The organism is Vibrio sp. 10N.222.48.A3 (assembly GCF_041475345.1).
Classification (GTDB): Bacteria; Pseudomonadota; Gammaproteobacteria; order Enterobacterales; family Vibrionaceae; genus Vibrio; species Vibrio tasmaniensis_A.
In genome coordinates this window covers 1-2,609 of sequence record NZ_JBFRVX010000459.1, presented here as the reverse complement: position 1 = coordinate 2,609, position 2,609 = coordinate 1, and the positions used below count along the sequence as shown (strand labels likewise).

General features: G+C 38.8%; 3 protein-coding genes. All 3 read left to right on the top strand.

Going from position 1 to position 2,609, the window contains the following annotated elements:
• Positions 1–83: 83 nt before the first annotated feature.
• The 3 genes from AB4653_RS13785 (at position 84) to AB4653_RS13775 (ending at position 2,510) form a co-directional block, all read left to right on the top strand.
• On the top strand, positions 84–860 hold the full coding sequence (locus AB4653_RS13785; protein WP_231903591.1) for a winged helix-turn-helix domain-containing protein: 777 nt from the start codon (positions 84–86) through the stop codon (positions 858–860).
• Positions 844–1,323 carry a hypothetical protein gene (locus AB4653_RS13780; RefSeq protein ID WP_017082556.1) on the top strand — a complete coding sequence of 160 codons (480 nt, stop codon included), beginning with the start codon at positions 844–846 and terminating at the stop codon, positions 1,321–1,323. The genes AB4653_RS13785 and AB4653_RS13780 overlap by 17 nt, the downstream gene beginning before the upstream one ends.
• 206 nt (positions 1,324–1,529) lie before the next feature.
• On the top strand, positions 1,530–2,510 hold the full coding sequence (locus tag AB4653_RS13775) for a GlxA family transcriptional regulator (RefSeq protein WP_102257271.1): 981 nt from the start codon (positions 1,530–1,532) through the stop codon (positions 2,508–2,510).
• Positions 2,511–2,609: the final 99 nt, after the last annotated feature.

Here is a 2,609-nt window from a genome sequence, read left to right as displayed (position 1 = left end):
CTGTCGAACAGCTCAGTTCAATGTGTCAATATATCTAAAGATAAAGAAAAAAATCGCCTTCAATGAGAAGAAAACAGCATAGCATGTGGACATTTAATCCAACACTTCGGCATCAACTAACTAACCAAAGTAATGGGAAGAGCAAAAAATTGCACTCTACAGATTGCAAAATTTTAGAGCTTTTATGTCAATATCAAGGAAAAACTGTTTCAAAAAACGCCTTAATAAACGCGGCTTGGCCGGGGCGTGTCGTCTCTCAAGCGAGTTTAACGCAATCCATAGCTCACCTACGCATAGCTTTAGGAGATAATGGCCGCCAACAAAATATTATAAAAACTGTACCTAGACATGGTTATTCGGTGGTTAGCGACCTCATAAGTCTTGAGATGCCTGTAGCTCTTGAACAAGACAACTTATCAACCTCTTGCTCAGAAATACCCCAAGACACTCCCCAACTAGAGCATCAAGAAAAGATTGGTCTATCAGCTCATCTACAATACCTTCAAAAATTTATTTTATTGATTCTCTCACTCTTGTTGCTACTTAGCATTACTTGGTTAGCACGGATCATATATTACAATAGCACCACAGATCGTCTCCAATGGAATCAGCGTGAGTATTTGGGGGTAACGTATTACTTTACGAATACTAAAAATGGAAGTCAACGTTTCAAGGATCTCAAACGGAGATACTCAAGTGATTTGCGTATGCTATATATTTCTGAAAACCCCGAGCAATTGTATATATCGTGTGTTTACCAACCTAACAATTTGCATGAACGTCACACAATGAATTTTAGTTTTTCCCGAGATTATTCAATCGAGCAAGTAAAAGAGGCCATTAATGAACAATGTCAGTAAAGCCATCGTTTGGCTGGTGTTGGCAAATACACTCATCATTGCGCTGCTCTCGTGGATGAATAACCTTAACCATCCTCCATTCCTCGATGGTCGAAACAACACCATGTTGTTTTCTCGCGGTCGTACATATACAAAATTTGAAGTCGATACCTTCAAAGAAGTTATTACCGTTGATCATCGGTGGGGAGGAGTCCACGATATCCATTCGAGCACACTATCCGAAGGAGAAAACAAGGCTCTCAACGTTTATTACTCAGTTTATTTTTGGGGCATAAACCTTTTTTCGACGACCAACGTACTACGTAGCTCAAACTACATTCCCTCCACCGAACTCGACTTCGCTGAAGCCCACTTGATTAACGATTCCTCGGAACAATTTTTCCAGACCTTGTATCAAGACAAATATATATTTTGTTATTCCAGTTTATTAACCAGCAGTGTCCAGTGTATCACTGCAGATTAATTAGAGTAATTAACCTAATCAACCAACACATTTAGTTATAACCAAATGTGTTTAAAATAAACCCTTTAATACCAATGAGTTAATTTAATTTTGTAAAATTACGGTCAACGGTAAGTGTTGTAAAATTTGGATTTGTTCATTAGTGTTTTTAAGGTTTTTTGGACATAGTACTAGCAAATAAGACATGTCCGAGAAATACAATACTCATGAGCAACAAAAGAGAACCTTTAAAGATCACTGCACTCTTGTTGGAAGGAAGCCCAATCACAGCGATTTCGGGACCAATCGAAATGCTGACCATCGCTTCAATACAAGCAGGATTACCTACCCCACAGGTTAGTTATGTATCCGTTACAGGTGAGCCCACTCAATTTCTTGGAGGACTCATAATTAACTGTAATACACATTGGGCATCCGTCGAACAGACAGATATTTTGCTAATAGGCGCATGTGGTGATATAAGTAAAGGGTCTTATGTCTTATCCGAAGAGGTTAAGTCTTGGCTACAAAAACAAATCGCGCAGTCTGAGTTTGTTCTCTCTTTATGTACAGGGGCTTTTCTTCTGGCGGAGCTTGGGGTTTTAAACAAACGAAGCGCTACTACACATTGGGTATATGCTGAAGATTTTCGCAAGCAATTCCCCCAAGTAAAATTCAAACCACACTTAAAAATTACTCATGAAGGCAGATATATATGCACCTCTGGTATTAAAGAATACTTCGCCGCAACAATCTTGTTAATTGACGCTCTGTTGGGCACCGCCCAAAGAATAAAATGTGAACAATATTTGGGAGGCGATCTTTCGAAAATAAAGCGAATTTTTTTAACAAGTTTTGTTCAATACCAACAGCACAGTGACGGTTTGATTAATCGATTACAAGAATGGATGCATAATGAAGACCCTAGCAGGCTCTCTGTCGCTATGTGTGCAGAAAAAATCTTTTTGAGTGAAAGACAAATGAAACGTCGCTTTAAAGCAGCAACTGGCGAATCTCCAATGAGTTACATACAACGTATTCGAGTAGCATTCGCTAGAGAAAAATTGGACACTACGCGCCTAAATATAGAACAAATATCCCAGCAGGTCGGTTACAGTGACACAAACCATTTTCGATCGCTGTTTAAAAAGTTTTACGACATGACACCCACAGAATATCGCAAAACGACACAGACTGGTGGGGCTTAATCATTTAAATTTTCGTTGAACCTAACTTCTTAGTTTAAAAGAAGGGAGTTACCCGAATTAATTGAGATTCTTAATCCACAATCCAAGACAAAATAGGTA